The organism is Chamaesiphon sp. GL140_3_metabinner_50 (assembly GCF_025361915.1).
Taxonomy (GTDB): domain Bacteria; phylum Cyanobacteriota; class Cyanobacteriia; order Cyanobacteriales; family Chamaesiphonaceae; genus Chamaesiphon.
In genome coordinates this window covers 1-16,544 of the sequence record NZ_JANYJC010000254.1, presented here as the reverse complement: position 1 = coordinate 16,544, position 16,544 = coordinate 1, and the positions used below count along the sequence as shown (strand labels likewise).

General features: G+C 46.1%; 14 protein-coding genes and 2 pseudogenes. 7 read left to right on the top strand and 9 right to left on the bottom strand.

The genetic code is table 11. The features are described 5' to 3' along the window. A partial coding sequence (locus Q0R35_RS12850; RefSeq protein WP_295618668.1) for an AAA family ATPase occupies positions 1-1,222 on the bottom strand: 1,222 nt, incomplete at its 3' end. Positions 1,223-1,290: 68 nt separating this feature from the next. Beyond that, positions 1,291-1,650, bottom strand: a complete 360-nt coding sequence (locus tag Q0R35_RS12845) for a hypothetical protein (RefSeq protein WP_295618665.1) — start codon at positions 1,648-1,650, stop codon at positions 1,291-1,293. A gap of 217 nt (positions 1,651-1,867) precedes the next feature. Between Q0R35_RS12845 and Q0R35_RS12840 the strand changes: the two genes are divergently transcribed. Further along, positions 1,868-4,273 (top strand): phosphoketolase family protein, encoded by a 2,406-nt coding sequence (locus Q0R35_RS12840; RefSeq protein ID WP_366944884.1) that lies wholly within the window; start codon positions 1,868-1,870, stop codon positions 4,271-4,273. Positions 4,274-4,516: 243 nt separating this feature from the next. Here the strand turns inward: Q0R35_RS12840 and Q0R35_RS12835 are convergent, their stop codons facing one another. Further along, positions 4,517-4,669 (bottom strand): hypothetical protein, encoded by a 153-nt coding sequence (locus Q0R35_RS12835; RefSeq protein WP_295618662.1) that lies wholly within the window; start codon positions 4,667-4,669, stop codon positions 4,517-4,519. 202 nt (positions 4,670-4,871) lie between these two features. Further along, positions 4,872-5,834 (bottom strand): aromatic ring-hydroxylating dioxygenase subunit alpha, encoded by a 963-nt coding sequence (locus Q0R35_RS12830; RefSeq protein ID WP_295618659.1) that lies wholly within the window; start codon positions 5,832-5,834, stop codon positions 4,872-4,874. A 183-nt stretch (positions 5,835-6,017) separates the two neighbouring features. On the opposite strand from Q0R35_RS12830, the gene Q0R35_RS12825 reads away from it, so the two are divergent. The 4 genes from Q0R35_RS12825 (at position 6,018) to Q0R35_RS12810 (ending at position 10,102) form a co-directional block, all read left to right on the top strand. Next, positions 6,018-7,343 (top strand): four-carbon acid sugar kinase family protein, encoded by a 1,326-nt coding sequence (locus Q0R35_RS12825; RefSeq protein WP_295618656.1) that lies wholly within the window; start codon positions 6,018-6,020, stop codon positions 7,341-7,343. Between the two features lie 126 nt (positions 7,344-7,469). Continuing rightward, complete coding sequence (locus Q0R35_RS12820) at positions 7,470-8,081, top strand: Uma2 family endonuclease (protein WP_295618653.1); 612 nt, start codon at positions 7,470-7,472, stop codon at positions 8,079-8,081. Positions 8,082-8,294: 213 nt separating this feature from the next. Beyond that, on the top strand, positions 8,295-9,473 hold the full coding sequence (locus Q0R35_RS12815; protein WP_295618650.1) for a citrate synthase: 1,179 nt from the start codon (positions 8,295-8,297) through the stop codon (positions 9,471-9,473). Positions 9,474-9,565: 92 nt separating this feature from the next. Then, positions 9,566-10,102, top strand: coding sequence for a cofactor assembly of complex C subunit B (locus Q0R35_RS12810; protein ID WP_295618647.1), 537 nt, complete (start codon positions 9,566-9,568; stop codon positions 10,100-10,102). Positions 10,103-10,177: 75 nt separating this feature from the next. Here the strand turns inward: Q0R35_RS12810 and Q0R35_RS12805 are convergent, their stop codons facing one another. Continuing rightward, a complete protein-coding gene (locus Q0R35_RS12805; protein WP_295618674.1) occupies positions 10,178-10,504 on the bottom strand; it encodes a DUF3155 domain-containing protein in 327 nt (108 codons plus the stop codon). 510 nt (positions 10,505-11,014) lie between these two features. Between Q0R35_RS12805 and Q0R35_RS12800 the strand changes: the two genes are divergently transcribed. Next, positions 11,015-12,415 carry an ATP-binding protein gene (locus Q0R35_RS12800; RefSeq protein ID WP_295618643.1) on the top strand — a complete coding sequence of 467 codons (1,401 nt, stop codon included), beginning with the start codon at positions 11,015-11,017 and terminating at the stop codon, positions 12,413-12,415. Positions 12,416-12,727: 312 nt separating this feature from the next. Here the strand turns inward: Q0R35_RS12800 and bla are convergent. Beyond that, positions 12,728-13,291, bottom strand: a pseudogene (gene bla / locus Q0R35_RS12795) (class A beta-lactamase); the annotation flags it as partial. Between the two features lie 83 nt (positions 13,292-13,374). On the opposite strand from bla, the gene ilvD reads away from it, so the two are divergent. Beyond that, entirely contained in the window at positions 13,375-15,219 is a 1,845-nt protein-coding gene (gene ilvD / locus Q0R35_RS12790) for a dihydroxy-acid dehydratase (protein WP_295618639.1), read from the top strand. An 8-nt stretch (positions 15,220-15,227) separates the two neighbouring features. On the opposite strand, the pseudogene Q0R35_RS19565 reads toward ilvD, so the two are convergent. The 3 genes and pseudogenes from Q0R35_RS19565 to Q0R35_RS12780 all read right to left on the bottom strand — a co-directional run. After that, a pseudogene (locus Q0R35_RS19565) lies at positions 15,228-15,311 on the bottom strand (LuxR family transcriptional regulator); the annotation flags it as partial. Next, the gene (locus Q0R35_RS12785; protein WP_295618636.1) at positions 15,312-15,530 is read right to left on the bottom strand and encodes a hypothetical protein; all 219 of its coding nucleotides are present in this window, start codon (positions 15,528-15,530) and stop codon (positions 15,312-15,314) included. A 110-nt stretch (positions 15,531-15,640) separates the two neighbouring features. Beyond that, positions 15,641-16,544, bottom strand: a 904-nt coding sequence (locus Q0R35_RS12780) for a hypothetical protein (RefSeq protein WP_295618633.1), incomplete at its 5' end; no start/stop codon positions are given.

Sequence of the window (16,544 nt, the reverse complement as noted above, 5' to 3'; positions counted from 1 at the left end):
TGACTATCTCTTTGGCACTATCTAAATCGTTATCATTAATAGTTCTAAACAGTTCCGACATTCGTTCTTGAATTTCTTGCGGACGTTTAGAGACACCTAATATATCTTCTAAAATACGATTGCTATCCAATCCATAAGAACTATCTGGACGTTTTACGACCACATTATCGCCATCATAATCGAGGATGTGAATACATTCAGGATCGACATGACTTAAAACTTGAGGTGAGTGAGTAGTAACGATAAATTGACAGTTAGGGAATGTTTGAGTCAAGCGAGGAAGAATCATCCGTTGCCATGCTGGATGTAAATGTAATTCTATTTCGTCAATTAATACCAATGCAGAAGCTTCTAGAGGATTATCAAGATTTTTATTATTTTTAGCTAGTTGTCTTGACAAATCACTTACCATTGCTAATAAATTTTTCTCGCCGTCAGATAGTAAATCTATCGCTATTTCTCGATTTGATTTTTTAATAGTCATTTTATCAATTGCTCGTCTAAACGTTAAATTTGTATAACCTTTGCCTAGCAATGAATAGACTGTTTGACGGACGGCTTCAAGTTGAGGGTGACGATACTGATTATCATCTGACAACCTCTGTTCATTTTCCAAATCTTCTGTTTCTTTGAACCACTTAGAGAAATCTTTAAAATTGATGATTTCATCAACTTCTATTCTTTCATGTAAATATGCAGGTGGAGGAAGAGCATTAATCTCTGATATTAGCTCTGGATAATCTATGACTTGACGATTTGAAAGGTAGTAAAAATAATTATTAATCGAGATTAAATTACTCTGGCGAACAATTTTTTCTTTTACTTTATCATGTACTGCTTCCCACGACCTGTAATCGTTATCATCTTTGAATTTAATTAATCTCCATTCAGCAGTATTATTTTCAGCGTAGTCAAAAACTACGCTGATGTCAGTATAGCTGTCTCCATTACGTATGTCTAACAATGAAATAATTTCATTGAAGTCAGGAATTATTCTTGTAAGTCTAGCAGGGCGGTAAAAGAGAGATTCGTCATCAGACAAATGATATGTCTCGCGAATCATTGCATAGTATTGTACTAAAAAATTTATGCAGTCAAGGATACTAGATTTGCCAACGCCATTAATGCCGACCAATACAACAACATTACGTTCTATATTAAACGATAGGTGCAGATCTTTAATCCCTCGAAAATTGTGGAGCTTTAATTCTTTGACATGCATGATTCGATAGGATAACGGGGTTGAAGTCGATCGATCTCAAACAATATCGATCGGGATAATGATATTAGCTATTCCCATTGCTGGAGTTCATCTTCTGGTAATGGTTCAAAAAAAGCATTGCCAAGTGTTCCAGTCAGCAAACCAGGAATCCGGAATTGTGGATTGTGGGAGTGGGATACATTCACTACAGATAGAGGTAGTTCCTCTGAGCAGACTCGTTCGATTAATAAGTCTCGATCGCTGTATTGTCGATAAACACGTTTGACTAATTTTTGTCTGTCTAGATCGCGATCTAAAATGCGACCATCTTCAAAAGCAACAAATTTGCCCAAATATCGATCGACTAATTCCGGTTTAGCACGATCGAACAAAGCTTTTTGTCGATCGAGATATTTAAGCCGAGATGCTTTTAAATGTCTCTTAGTCATACCATATTCTCTAATTACTCGATCTATCTCGATGATAACAAAATAAGTACGAGGATCTGTATGTTGGGTAGATCTCAACGCAAAACCCAACACACTCAACCAAAGGTCTCAATCTACCTTTTGACAGATATCGATCTCTTCCTAATGGAGGTCGCCAGCAGATAACAGTAGTGGTAGTTTTGAGGGGCTATCTGTGGACATAATTGTGGTAAGTAGTATCTCAAAAATCGATCCAAATCTCACTTCAGCTTCGTCAACAGCCCTCAGCCCTTCAGAATTACATCAAATTCACGGCTTTTGGCGAGCTTGTAACTATTTAGCAGCGGGGATGATCTATCTTAAAGATAATCCGCTGCTGCGCGAACCGCTGACATCCGAGCAAATTAAAAATCGGTTACTGGGACACTGGGGTACTAGCCCTGGTTTGAGCTTTATTTATACCCATATCAACCGGATTATTAATAAATACGATCTGAATGCTATTTATATTACTGGCCCCGGACATGGTGCGCCGGGGGTGCTGGCTCCGGTTTATTTAGAGGGCAGTTACTCAGAAATTTATACCGATAAAACTGAAGATACCGAAGGGATGCTGGCTTTCTTTCGGCAGTTTTCTTTTCCAGGCGGCATTGGTAGTCATTGTACTCCCGAAACTCCCGGCTCGATTCATGAAGGGGGCGAACTGGGCTATAGTATTTCTCATGCTTATGGTGCGGTGTTCGACAATCCCGATTTGATTAGTATCGCGGTTATTGGCGATGGTGAGGCGGAAACTGGGCCGTTAGCTACTGCTTGGCATTCTAATAAGTTTCTCGATCCGCGTCGGGATGGGGTGGTGTTGCCGATTCTGCATCTGAATGGTTATAAGATTAATAACCCGACGGTGTTGGCGCGGATTAGCCATGAGGAATTAGAACGGTTGTTGCAGGGTTATGGTTATACGCCCTACTTTGTGGAGGGTGAAGACTACGATACCATGCACCAGACGATGGCGGCGACTCTCGATCGCTGTGTGGCAGATATTCAGGCTCTCCAAGCGCGTGCGCGTCAGGATGGAGATACTACACGTCCGCTATATCCGGCGATCGTCTTGCGCTCTCCTAAAGGTTGGACTTGCCCTAAAGAGCTTGATGGGCATAAGTTAGAAGGCTCCTGGCGATCGCATCAAGTCCCGCTCAAGGAAGTTAAGCAGCGTCCAGAGCAACTGCAAATGTTGTCGGAATGGCTGCACAGTTACCATCCCGAAGAACTATTCGACGATGGCGGGAAATTGAGAGCGGAGTTTCGATCAGTTGCGCCTCAAGGTACCAAACGGATGGGGAGTAGCCCTCATGCCAATGGTGGTCTGATTCGTAAGGTGTTGCGGTTGCCAGATTTTCGGAACTATGGGGTCGATATAGCTATCCCCGGACAGATCCTCGTTTCAAATACTCAACCTTTGGGGGTATTTATGCGAGATATCATCCGCGCCAATCCCGATAATTTTCGGCTATTCGGGCCGGATGAGACGGCTTCTAATCAGCTTCAGATGGTGTACGAGGCGACTAAAAAGGTGTGGTGGGGCAATTATCTCCCAGAGGACGCTGATGGTGCTGAATTAGCCCCAGACGGTCGGGTAATGGAAATTCTCAGCGAGCATACCTTAGAAGGCTGGCTGGAGGGCTATCTGTTGACGGGCCGACATGGTTTATTCTCGACTTATGAGGCTTTCGTCCACGTTATCGATTCGATGTTCAATCAACATGCGAAGTGGTTGGAAATTTCACGCAAATTAACGTGGCGGGCGGATATTTCTTCGTTGAATTTGTTGATTACTTCGACAGTGTGGCGACAGGATCATAATGGTTTTAGCCATCAAGATCCGGGCTTTTTAGATATTGTTGCCAATAAGAGTGCGGAGGTGGTGCGAATTTATTTACCACCGGATGTGAATTGTTTGCTGGCGATTTCCAATCTGTGTTTTAAAAGTACCAATCAGATTAATACGATCGTTGCTGATAAGCAACCACACTTACAATATTTAAGTATGGATGCGGCGATCGCTCATTGTACTAAAGGACTGGGGATTTGGGAATGGGCTTGTACCGATCGTGGTGTGGAACCGGATGTAGTTATTGCTTGTGCTGGCGATGTTCCGACACAAGAGGCTCTGGCGGCTGTAGCGATTTTACATGCTGAATTTCCCGATCTTAAAATTCGGTTTATTAATGTTGTCGATTTACTCGCGCTGCAACCGCCGAGCGAATATCCGCATGGTTTGAGCGATCGCGATTTCGATGGTTTGTTTACGACTAATAAACCGATTATTTTTAATTTCCACGGTTATCCCTGGCTGATTCATCGCCTCACTTACCGCCGCACCAATCACGACAATTTGCACGTTCGCGGTTATAAGGAAAAAGGGAATATTAATACACCAATGGAATTAGCCATAAATAATCAAATCGATCGGTTTAGTATTGCCATCGATGCGATCGATCGGGTGGCTAAATTGCAATCTGCTGGAGCGCATACTAAAGAAAAGTTGAAAAATCTTCAAATCGAATGCCGTCAATATGCCTACACTCACGGTATCGATTTACCATCAGTGATGAATTGGCAATGGCAAAATTTCGATCGGTAAATACTAGCAGATCCCCGACTCCTTAGCGAGACAAGACAGTCGGGGATCTTGTCGTTGCTTATTGAATCGCCGATTAATATCGTAACTAAAATCTTTCAGTCCGTTTTTACAGACTTTTGCGATCTCCTGTCATTTATTTACAGGTACAGACGCAACAATTTTTTGACTAGTGAATTAATATTCTTCAGAGCTACTTAGTTGTAATCGCGTTACAACTTCAGAGCTATAAAGATTCAACTGCGTTTAGATCGTCATTAGCACCATCGACTGAGATCGATGCAGACTCTCGATTGAGTAATTGACACCAATTTCAACTGTTTTTGGCTGTGGCTTCAATTGGATATTTAAGTACAACGCGCAGGCGATCGCAACCGCCAAAAATACTTTTTCTAACATACTTATACACCCTCCTTGGTCTACATGTTATTGCTTACTTGCTTATCTTGTTAGCCCAATTATGGCACAGTAAGCCGATCGAACTGTAATCTATGTCACCAAAATACACGATCGGATCTGCCGATTAAGGGGTAAAGCAATGCTGGAGGGGAGTTATCTATAAATATTAAGTAATAGTGTATTTTTGCGAGTAATAACCAATCTATGCTTTTTGGCGAAGTTTGCGATACTGCAACTGAAGTGCATCGGCGGGGACAAATAATTCGGCGGTAAGATCGGGCGGGATTAATTGCGGACGCTGTGATTCGACAATTGGTCGATCTTGCTCGAAGATCTTCATGGTGCGACGATCTGTATCACTGTCAGCCCATTTCCCGGTGAAAAAGCTGCGGAAATTCATCCATTTACTCACGGTAGTATAAAGATCGATCGGGACGTGTGCAGTCCAAATTGTTAATTGTCCGAATGGCAAATATACCTCAAGAAATGTCAGATTGGGCAATACAAATCCGGTGCGGGTTTTAATCGGTGCGCGTTCGCCTCTGACTAAAAATTTCCATAAGCCTTTAGGCGGGGTGGCGGCTAGACTGACAGTAGCACAGGCACCACTGGGATAATTCTCGATCGCTAATTCGGCAATTTCGGGCAAATCGGGGTTACCGAAAGATCCTGAATGAACGAATGGCGCGTGGGCAAAATCTAAGCCATTTTCAATGACGCGTTCGTAATTAGCATTCCAATTAAATTCACCTTGAATCGATCGCAACTTACCCGCTCCTACATCTGGGAAATTGGGCAGTTCTGGTAATTCTCCTGGTTCTCCATCGCCGATAAATAGCCACACCCATCCATGTTTTTCTCGGATTGGATAAGTCTGCATTTTGGCAGCTTTAGGAATAGCTACTAGCGGCGAATTTGCCGGAATTTTCACACAATTACCATCGGCTCCAAATTGCCAGCCATGATAAGGGCAAACGATACAATCATCTTTAATAATACCGTTAACAAGTGCCGCACCACGATGGATACAAGTATTATCGATCGCGTGAATGTCACCATCGGTAGTGCGGTACGCTACTATTTCTCGATCGAGTATTTTAATTAATTTGGGACTAGTAGAAATTAAATTGCTAAACTCGACAGCGTACCAGGAATTATCAAGCATTGGAGATGGGAGTGTGGAGAGTAAGGAGTAAGGAGTAAGGAGTAAGAAGTAAGAAGTAAGGAGTAAGAAGTAAATTAATTCTATTCACTATTCACTATTCACTATCCACTATCCCCTATCCCCTATCTCAAGTTAGCGATACTATTAGTGACACAGGCAAATTTTGGAGATCGATCGCCAATCATGACAACTCAACCTAAAATCATTGTCCTCGATGACGACCCCACTGGGTCGCAGACAGTTCATAGTTGCCTGCTGTTGACTCAGTGGGATGTGCCGACATTGAAATTAGGGTTGAGCGATAGCGTGCCTATTTTCTTTATTTTGACAAATACGCGGGCGATGACACCAGCTCAAGCCGCCGCAGTGACGCAAGAAGTTTGCCAAAATTTGAAGACGGCAATCTCCGAGCTGAATTTTACTAACTTTTTGGTAGTGAGTCGATCGGATTCTACCTTGCGCGGACATTACCCGATCGAAACCGATGTCATTGCGGCAGAATTAGGCGGCTTTGACGCGCATTTTTTAATGCCAGCCTTTTTTGAAGGCGGGAGAATTACCCGCGATAGCATTCATTATCTAGTCGTGGATGGTGTCGAAACCCCCGTTCATAAAACCGAATTTGCCCGCGATTCGGTATTTGCCTACAGTCATAGTTATTTACCCGATTACGTTGCCGAAAAAACTCAGGGTCGAATTCCCGCCGATCGGGTGGTACAATTTTTGCTTGCAGAAGTCCGCAGTGGTAGTCTAGAGCGACTGATGCAATTAGAGCGCAATCGGTGTTGTGTCGTCGATGGCGAACGACAGTCAGATTTCGACAAGTTTGCCACCGACATTCTCACCGCTGTCAGTCAGGGTAAGAAATTTCTGTTCCGCAGCGGTGCGAGCATTCTCACCTCCCTCGCTAATTTAGGCTCTCAACCGATTCCCGCCGCCGAGATGTTTAAATACGTCCGCGATGGCAAACCCGGTGCGGTAATTATCGGTTCCCACGTTAAAAAAACCACCGAGCAATTAACCCAACTCCTCAAAGCTCCCGGAATTGTCGGTGTCGAAATCGATGTCTCGCAACTTTTGGGCGATAATGCTACCATTAGAGCCGGATTACTGGCCTCGATCGTCGATCGGATTAATAGTATCCATGCTGCTGGCGATACCCCAGCAATCTATACCAGCCGTCAAGAACTCACCTTCGATAGCATCCAAATTCGCCTCCAATTTGGCGAAGCCGTCTCTGCACTCCTAATGGACATCATTCGCGCCCTACCGCCCGATCTTGGCTTTTTGATTAGTAAAGGTGGAATCACATCTAACGACACCCTCAGCAAGGGATTAGCCCTCGCTGTCGCCCGATCGATCGGTCAGATCCTCCCCGGTTGTTCGGCAATTGTTACGCCACCCACCCATCCCCAATTCCCCAATCTTCCCGTCATCCTCTTCCCCGGCAACGTCGGCGACGCAGATGCCTTAGCCACCGCTTATTTACGATTGGTAGGGAATAGCTAAAGTATTCTAAGTTCGTCCGTTGGCGTTGGCAAAGCTTACCGGAGGTTGTCATACCCTTGGCACCACTGGACACTGTAATAGAATCAAAGTGACATAAACCAGATCCCATAAACACTTGGAGGTATTATGACAATCGCTACAGCTCCCATCACCGGAACTGACATTCAACCATTACTACTCGATGTTAGTACTACAACCCTAACTGTCACACCAGAACAGTTTGCTAGCCTATGCCTCAAAAATCCCGACCTACGCCTTGAACTGACCCCCGATTCCAAATTGATTGTTATGGCTCCAACTGGCGGTGAAAGCGGTAGAAAAAACTTTAAGCTCTCAGGTCAGCTTTTTGTGTGGAATGAGAGAACCGAACTGGGTGAAGCATTTGACTCGTCAACAGGTTATGACCTCACAGTATTTGGCGGCGGAAAACCATCACCCGATGTTTCGTGGATTGAGAAGTCTCGACTAGAGTCCGTGAACATCATTGGGCTAATCCCATTGGTACCCGACTTTGTGGTCGAACTACGCTCTGAGACAGACAGCTTGAGCGAAGCACAAAAGAAAATGAGAGATTATCAACAGGTAAAAGTGCGAATGGGCTTACTAATCGACCCCAAGAAAAAGCGAGTAGAGATTTACAGACCGGGACAAGAAGTAGAGATTTTAGAAGATCCAACCTCCATTGACTGTAACGAAGTTATGCCAGGGTTCATACTAGATATTAGCCGAATTTGGTAAAGCCCCCGACAAAGTTATAATGGGATTTTACCATTTTCATCGCAGATTGTTTGATTTGCACCATGTTCGACTAGAAAGGTAACAGTACACCCCACCCCATGAGGAAAGTTGGTAAACCCCAATCGGGTGACCCGCCCGTCAACACTTTTCGCTCCCCGCTCCCATCTCCCCTAACAAGCTATGATGAATCATGCTAACTAATTCATCACCGTTATGACAGAAGGCGATCGCAAACCTGAATACAGACCTGGATTAGAAGGAGTTCCTGCTGCCAAATCGAGCATTAGTTATGTTGGCATTCAAACCAACGAGCGTGGGGAGAAAGAAGGCGTTTTAGAATATCGCAGTATTCCCGTCCAATCGCTTGCCAAACACAGTAACTTTCTCGAAACAGCCTTCTTATTAATTTGGGGTAGATTACCAACTCACCACGAACTGACAGAATTTTCGACCGAGATTTATTCTCATCGCCGGATTAAGTATCGGATTAAAGACATGATGAAATGTTTTCCCGAAACCGGACATCCGATGGATGCACTCCAAGCATCAGCCGCTGCGTTAGGCTTATTTTATTCGCGGCATACCTTACCCAATCCCGAATACGTCAGTCAAGCCATTATTAGACTGCTGGCAAAAATTCCGACGATGGTAGCTGCATTTCAACTGATGCGGAAAGGTAACGATCCCGTATTGCCGCGCGACGATTTAGATTATGCTGCCAACTTTCTCTATATGTTGACAGAAAAAGAACCAGATCCGATCGTGGCAAAAGTCATGGATGTGTGTCTGATTCTTCATGCCGAACATACGATGAATGCTTCGACATTTTCCGCGCGGGTGACGGCTTCGACACTTGCAGACCCTTACACGGTGATTGCCTCAGCCGTCGGTACGCTGGCTGGCCCCCTACATGGTGGGGCAAATGAAGAAGTCATCCTCATGCTCGAAAAGATCGGTTCTGTCGCCAACGTGCGCCCATATGTCGAGCAATGTCTAGCACAAGATCCCAAGCATAAGTTTATGGGATTCGGGCATCGGGTTTATAAAGGTGTCAAAGATCCGCGCGCGCTGATTCTCCAAGAGTTAGCCGAGGAACTGTTCCGCAAATTTGGTGAAGATCCTTACTACGATATCGCTCTAGAATTAGAGCGCGTGTTAGAAGAATATTTAGGCACGCGCGGGATTTATCCCAATGTCGATTATTATTCTGGCTTGGTATATCGGAAAATGGGCATCCCCGCCGATTTATTTACGCCCGTATTTGCCATCGCGCGAGTGGCTGGCTGGCTGGCACACTGGAACGAACAACTCCAAGAAAATCGGATCTTCCGTCCTACTCAAATTTACACGGGTTCGCACCAACAGCCCTATGTGTCGATTTCTGATAGATAGTAATTTTAGTGAATAGTGGATAGTGGATAGTTAGTCGGTTGACATCCGATTCACTATCGACACCAGCTATTTGTCAATATTTGTACTTCCCCATGAATAATCCCGTTCTAACTTCCACATTCATCCTCACTATCCTACTGGCGATCGGCTTGTTTTTCTTTATTCGGGCTTCGACTAAAGATCGGATCGAGCAAATGGTACTCGAAAGTAACGACTCAGAAGCCGTCTTATTACCCCAGCTCGATGCCTATTTTACCGAACGCGCTTACAAGGTGGCTTCAGTCGATCGAGATACCGAGATCGTCACATTTGAGGGTATAGTACGTCCTAGTATCTTCCTGACTGTGCTGCTGACTGGTTTGGCAGCCATAGGCGCGATGTGCTTGGCTCTAGTCTTATCGATGGTGTTACCCGATGCTGGAGAAGTATTATTTGGGCTGCTGCTAGTGGCTCCCCTGGCTGGCTGGTTCTACTGGCAAGGCTCGTCGCGTACCGAGCAAGTTCGGCTCAAAGTCCAATCCTCAGGCGATGTACCAGCGGCGACGACGATTAAAATTAGCGGACATCGGGACGAATTAGCCGTATTTCAAGAGACACTGAAATTAAGTGCCCGTGAAGAGATAGAATAGAAAAGCACTCCAGCGAAGTCGTCTTGGAGTGCTTGTTAATGAATATAGAGATCCTTTCAGAGAAAGTCAGTTTGACTAGTAGGTACTGCTGCCAACAGTTACTAGTTGCTGACTTTCTGTTTCTGGCTCCAGCGATCGTAAACTGGGAAAGAGGAAATGGTTTTCTTCGACGTATTGTGCGCCGAATAATCCTTTCTCTGCCCAAAAATACCGATCTGTCGTGTGTTCGTTGCGTTTCACCAGCAGCAGAGCTGGTGGTGAGATCCCTTCGGATAAGATGTACTTACGTGCGGCAGTAACAGGTTTATCTTCGCCACTTTCAATGCTGAACTGTGGCACCTGTTCTAAAATTCTCCGCCCTTCTTGCCGTCTCCGACTCTTCCGTTTACGTCTTCTAGCCAACCGCCTTACCTCCTCTCTGGTGCAGGCAGATGTAATGCCTGTTACAAAAGCCGTCGCCATTCTATCCGCTCTATCCCAAAAACTCAACCCCCCCAGAAATATGCTCCTAATCTGCTCAAAGCCAGCAACATAAAGAAGAAATAAAGTACGGTCGGTCATTTAACGATCGCAAATTTTAATAAATGTCATAAATCTTAACTAAATCGAGAGTTTGACTCCGATGAACTTGGCTGATGTCGCTAAATCATACCGATCGTGCCAAAATAAACTAATAGCAACCAGTAACGCAAGTTGCTAGTTATGACCAAGGTTAAAGATCTGGGTATTAGGTATTGGGTATTAGCGATGGGATAAAACCTAATACCCAATACCTAACACCTAACACCTAACACCCAACACCCATCTCACTAAAAACCCATAACTAGCACCTTGAGTTTTTAGCTATGGCTACGTTGACAAACCATCACCAGCACCCCAACCATCGTGTCCACCGCTGCGAGTTCCGAATTCATGTCTTTGTGTCGCGCACAGCTACGGCTGCTCGCTGAAGGCTTGGGGGCGACAGCGAGTATCGTGTACATGACCGAAGAACTTGAAGGTGGTGGGGAATCAAAATTATTACCAGTGGTGGTTTATCCCGATGAGTTAGTCTGGTCGGAGATGATGACTCAGATTGCCGAACGTTCGCCCATTACCCCGTCAGCGGCGGGAGCTAGCTCGATTTACCCGCCAGAGCGGATCGATCGGGACTCTCAACCCAAATCTACCATTCGAGTACCGCAGCTTGGCTTTCCACAATTAGCCAGCAACAAAGATGCCAGCGTCACCACCCTCGCGCCACCACCAGCCAGCAGCGACGAGACGCGACCCAAACGCCATCAATTGCTACTGCCGTTAGTTTCTGACGGCACGATTGTCGGATTGCTGGTGACGACGCGGGAAACCCAACCTTGGAATGCCACCGAGCAAACTGAGATTCAACATATCGCCCAAACGATCGCCTTTGCTGGTATTCTCGATCGTAAGCAAAATTGGTTATCTCAACAACTCCAACAGCAGCAAAAAATTCAACTACAGCAGCGAGATCTGTTACATAATTTATTACACCAACTCCGGAACCCGCTCACGGCAATTCGGACGTTTGGCAAGTTGTTAATCAAACGCCTTCAGCCCGAAGATCCCCATCGGGGTTTTGCCAATAGTATCGTTCGTGAAAGCGATCGCCTGCAAGAATTATTACAACATTTAGAAAGTGCGATCGACGTTCCTTTAGTTACAACAACTCGTAACGATAAATTGACACCGCTACCCGCAGGCGCAGCGGAGCCACCATCGCCCAGTGCCAATTTATTATTACCCGATGCCGCTTTTAGGATTGAATCTTGTCAGCTCACCGACGTACTCGATCCGTTAATTGCTTCTGCTGATGCGATCGCGCAAGAACGAGATCTAAATTTTTATACGCATATTTCGCGCGATTTACCATTAGTTCAAGCTCATCCCGCCGCATTACGAGAAGTGTTGAGCAATCTAATTGATAATGCCTTAAAATATACGCCCGCAGGTGGAGAAGTTGATGTCGATGTTGAGTTGACAAATGTGCCACCAGAACAGTTTAAAATCGACTCGAACGAGTCAACAGAAACATTAGAAAAGTCTTACCTCCAAATCTGTATTCGCGATACGGGATTGGGCATTCCTCCCCAAGATTTAGAAAAATTATTTACCCGTCACTATCGCGGCGTACAAGCGCAAGGTAGCATCGCCGGAACTGGATTGGGACTAGCGATCGCCAAAGAATTAGTCACCCACATGCATGGTAAAATCGAAGTCACCAGTCCGCCACCAGGTAGCGATCGGGGTACGGAATTTATCCTCTGGTTGCAACTAGTAAATAGTAGCCCCTCCTAAATATCTGAAGACATGTAGCAATCCTCTTTTATTTGCGAGAATTGAGATCTAGATATTTTGAACCGCAGAGGCGCAGCGGTGCGCGCACGCCTCTGTTTCCCGACGGTTTAGCGGCTCGCAGCCGGGAGGTTCCCTCCCAGTCGATGCGTCAAGACAAGACAGCGGCGTTTTTATGTCTAGGGTTCCCCCCGTTGGCGGAGCCTCTCCGACAGGAGATATAAAAAAACGACAAGACAGCGCAACAAGACAGAGGGTGCAGAGAAGAAAGAAAGATATTTTCACAACTCATTTAGGACTGCTATGGCAATCTTACTATTCTAGCCAATCGACAACAATTCGAGCTGCCGATGCAATAACGTCATTACGCGCCTTGGCATCTTTCTCACCTTGAGTAGTGTAGATTGCAACGACAACGGGCGCACGGTGGGGCGGCCACAGCAAGCCAAGATCGTTGGCGGTACCGTAATCGCCAGTACCCGTCTTATCGCCGACTTGCCAGTCGGTAGGAACACCAGCGCGAATGCGTGCCGATCCAGTCGTATTACCCTGGAGCCAAACTCGTAATTGCAACTGGAGATGTGGCTCTAGTGCGTCTCCAACTGCGAGTCGTTGGAGAGATAGTCCCATCGCATTTGGTGTCGATGTATCCCGCAGATCGCCTGGAATCGCTGAATTGAGAGCAGTCTCCCAGCGGTCGAGTCGAAATTGGCGGTCGCCGATCGATCTCGCAAACGTAGTGACAGCCTCAGGGCCACCGATGATCTTCATCAACAGATTTGCAGCGGTATTATCGCTGTACCCGATCGCAGCGGCGCAGAGAGCAGCAACCGTCATACCATCTTCAATATGCTGTTTGGTAATGGGGGAATATGTAATAAAGAGGTTAACAATGCGTTGACTCTGACTTATTTATCTTAAAATCTAGACTATTAAGAACCCTTAGCCGAACCAGACGCGCGATGCCAACCTATCGATCGAAAACCTCCACCCACGGACGTAATATGGCAGGTGCCCGTGCGCTCTGGCGGGCTACTGGAATGCAGACTGAAGATTTCGAGAAGCCCATCATTGCAGTTGCTAATTCCTTTACCCAATTCGTGCCCGGTCACGTTCACCTCAAAGATTTAGGTCAATTGGTGTGTCGGGAGATCGAAGCAGCGGGTGGTGTCGCTAAGGAGTTCAATACGATCGCGGTGGACGATGGCATTGCGATGGGTCATGATGGGATGCTCTACAGTCTGCCTTCGCGGGAGATCATCGCCGATTCAGTCGAGTATATGGTCAATGCCCATTGTGCCGATGCGCTAGTCTGTATTTCCAACTGCGACAAAATTACCCCTGGCATGTTGATGGCTGCCCTGCGGCTGAACATTCCTGCTATCTTCGTCTCTGGCGGCCCGATGGAGGCGGGTAAGACCAAGCTATCGGAACATAAACTAGACTTGGTAGACGCGATGGTAGTTGCCGCTGATAGTCGAATTAGCGACGAGGTGGTCGCAGAATACGAGCGTTCGGCTTGCCCGACCTGTGGCTCCTGTTCCGGCATGTTTACCGCCAATTCCATGAATTGTCTGACCGAAGCCATCGGTCTGGCTTTGCCCGGTAACGGGACTGTCCTAGCGACCCATTTCGATCGCAAGGATCTCTTCCTCAATGCCGCCCGCACCATTGTCAGCATTACGCGCCGCTATTACGAACAAGATGATGAGTCGGTATTACCCCGATCGATCGCCAGTTTTAAAGCGTTTGAGAATGCGATGATGCTCGATATCGCGATGGGTGGATCGACGAATACTATTCTGCATTTATTAGCTGCCGCCCACGAAGCGGAAGTCGATTTTACTTTAAACGATATCGACAGGCTTTCCCGTCAGGTGCCCCAACTGTGCAAAGTGGCACCGAACATCCAGAAGTATCATATGGAAGACGTTCACCGAGCTGGCGGTATCCCCAGCATTCTCGGCGAACTCGATCGAGCGGGACTACTCCATCCAGACTTGCCGACCGTTCACAGTCCGACGCTCAAAGATGCGCTCGATCGCTGGGATATCACGCAGACTGACGACGCAGCCGTACATACCTTCTTCAAAGCGGGGCCAGCGGGGATTCCGACTCAGCAAGCATTCAGTCAATCGACCCGCTGGGATACACTCGACCTCGATCGCGTAGAGGGTTGTATTCGGAGTGCCGAAAACGCCTACAGCACCCAGGGGGGACTGGCTGTACTCTACGGGAATCTGGCGGAACGCGGTTGTATTGTCAAGACAGCAGGCGTAGACGAGAGTGCGCTCGTGTTTACAGGTCGGGCGCGGGTTTATGAAAGCCAGGATGCGGCTGTCAATGGCATTCTTAGCGATGAAGTCAAAGCGGGTGAAGTAGTAGTTATTCGCTATGAAGGGCCACGCGGTGGGCCAGGGATGCAGGAAATGCTCTATCCAACCAGCTATCTCAAATCCAAGGATTTAGGTAAGGTATGCGCCTTATTAACCGATGGTCGCTTTTCTGGTGGGACTTCGGGACTGTCGATCGGTCATGCTTCGCCAGAGGCAGCAGCAGGTGGCAATATTGCCCTGGTACGTGACGGCGATTCGATCCAGATCGATATCCCCAATCGGCGGATTGATGTCGATTTATCAGCGGCAGAATTAGCCAGCCGTCGAGAGGCGATGGAGGCAAAGGGTAAAGATGCTTGGAAGCCCGCACAACCCCGTCCGCGACGGGTCACAGCAGCACTCAAGGCTTATGCACTACTGGCGACTAGTGCCGATCGTGGCGCAGTCCGCAACCTGGAAATGCTTGAATAAATACCCAGCTAACTAGAACAAAGCTGTGCCACCATTTCGGCACGAGATGAGACTTCCAGCTTCCGAAACATCTGCTTTAGAGCCTGCTTAACTTAGTAGCAAAAATATATATCAAGCGAGTCTCCGAATCGCGATCGCTCGTAACTAGCAACTTGGGTTACTACTATAAAACTAGTAGCAAACCCTCGATCCTGAGCGTCGAGGAGTGCTAATTTTGCCATGAAGGTTTTACCATTGGCTGTATCGATCCCGACAGTAAATGCTTCTAATAGATCTGGAGGTTGGGTTGAAGAATGAAACAAAAGCAGCATCTAGAGATCGAACCTTAACGTTAATACTAACGATGCCCTTTGTTTGGTAGAGAGCTGTTGTATATGCTTTGGAAAAATTGTCGTCTTGGTATGGATTCATAGCAATACTATTAGTTCTGAGTTTCTTTGAGGTAGCGATTACCTTTAGGTGAAGATTCTACGCGAATTGCAAAGGGGAGATCGGGAGTATATGCTTCTAATTTATTGGCAAATTGTCTGACCGATCGAGCGTTGCCTAGTTTTTTACTTGCTTCAGCATCAGTAATTGTCCCATGTTTTTCAATGTGTTGTAAAACAGAGAGATGGGGATTATCGATAAATTTATCGTACCAGGCTCCCTCGACGGCGATCGGATCGATTTGTCGATTCTCATTCTGAGAGGCTACGCCAACGATAGTTGGCGGTTGTGGTTCGGTAGTTTGGAAATCTTTTGCTACCCAAGGATCTGGTTCGTCAATCGATTGCAATCTAGCCCTAACTTTTAGATCTAAATTATCTAATTCACCCTGTTTGCTACTTAATTCCAATCGAGCCATTTTTAAAGATCGATCGCATATTTCGATCTCGTTATGTCGATCGATAATTTCTGCGACTAAATCTGCTAATTGCGAGATCTTTACTTGCAATTCTATTTCGGTATCGTTCAATTGCGATCGAGTCTCGACTAATCGCTGTTCTTGACTGGTTAGTTCGGGCGGTATGTCTGCTTTCGCCCGATTCAATCGTTCGATTTCTGTTTCAAGATCTTGTTGAATTTTTAGTCGTTTGCTAATCGCTAGATTTAGTTGTTGTAAAAGTAACTGCTTTTGGTCGGGAGATTCAGCTTCGTCTGTATTCTTTTGACTCTGGAGCTGCTGAATATTTAGTTCTAATTCTTGCTTAATTAGTGAATGTCCTTCAATTTCAGATTGAATCTGTTTGAGTTCGATTTTGGCTTGCTGGTGTAGCCTTTGAGCGAGGGAATCGTTGGAGCTTTCGATTTTAACTTGCTCTGCTTGTAGTTGAGAAATTTTC

What these genes read in the sequence shown, in the direction of transcription:
- Q0R35_RS12845 (WP_295618665.1), bottom strand. Translation starts at nt 1,650, where the DNA reads ATGACTAAGAGACATTTAAAAGCATCTCGGCTTAAATATCTCGATCGA.
- Q0R35_RS12835 (WP_295618662.1), bottom strand. Translation starts at nt 4,669, where the DNA reads ATGTTAGAAAAAGTATTTTTGGCGGTTGCGATCGCCTGCGCGTTGTAC.
- Q0R35_RS12830 (WP_295618659.1), bottom strand. Translation starts at nt 5,834, where the DNA reads ATGCTTGATAATTCCTGGTACGCTGTCGAGTTTAGCAATTTAATTTCT.
- Q0R35_RS12825 (WP_295618656.1), top strand. Translation starts at nt 6,018, where the DNA reads ATGACAACTCAACCTAAAATCATTGTCCTCGATGACGACCCCACTGGG.
- Q0R35_RS12820 (WP_295618653.1), top strand. Translation starts at nt 7,470, where the DNA reads ATGACAATCGCTACAGCTCCCATCACCGGAACTGACATTCAACCATTA.
- Q0R35_RS12815 (WP_295618650.1), top strand. Translation starts at nt 8,295, where the DNA reads ATGACAGAAGGCGATCGCAAACCTGAATACAGACCTGGATTAGAAGGA.
- Q0R35_RS12810 (WP_295618647.1), top strand. Translation starts at nt 9,566, where the DNA reads ATGAATAATCCCGTTCTAACTTCCACATTCATCCTCACTATCCTACTG.
- Q0R35_RS12800 (WP_295618643.1), top strand. Translation starts at nt 11,015, where the DNA reads ATGTCTTTGTGTCGCGCACAGCTACGGCTGCTCGCTGAAGGCTTGGGG.
- ilvD (WP_295618639.1), top strand. Translation starts at nt 13,375, where the DNA reads ATGCCAACCTATCGATCGAAAACCTCCACCCACGGACGTAATATGGCA.
- Q0R35_RS12785 (WP_295618636.1), bottom strand. Translation starts at nt 15,530, where the DNA reads ATGCTGCTTTTGTTTCATTCTTCAACCCAACCTCCAGATCTATTAGAA.